This window comes from Bacillus cereus group sp. N12 (genome assembly GCF_016483575.1).
In the GTDB taxonomy this organism is placed as follows: domain Bacteria; phylum Bacillota; class Bacilli; order Bacillales; family Bacillaceae_G; genus Bacillus_A; species Bacillus_A toyonensis.
Window position 1 is genome coordinate 1 of the sequence record NZ_JAEHBO010000242.1, and the last position, 256, is coordinate 256.

A 256-nucleotide genomic window follows, 5' to 3' on the forward strand; every position below is an offset into this window, starting at 1 on the left:
AATCCTCATATTATCGCTCTAGGGGAAAGCGTGCTTTTTCTATGTGTACTACTCGAAACAGTACTTACGATGAACATCGTGATCATTAATTCCCTTCGTGCAGCCTGTGATGAAAAATATACAGTTTTAATTGGTGCGTTCTCTATGGTGTTCATGAGTTTGCCACTCGGTGAGTTTTTTGCCTGCCATTTAGATAGGGGACTCGTTTGTATTTGGCTAGCGAGTGCTATCGATGAATGGACGCGGGCAATTATTC

General features: G+C 42.2%; 1 pseudogene. It reads left to right on the forward strand.

Features of this window, described 5'->3' with window-relative positions:
- A pseudogene (locus JDS92_RS30310) lies at positions 1 to 256 on the forward strand (MATE family efflux transporter); the annotation flags it as partial.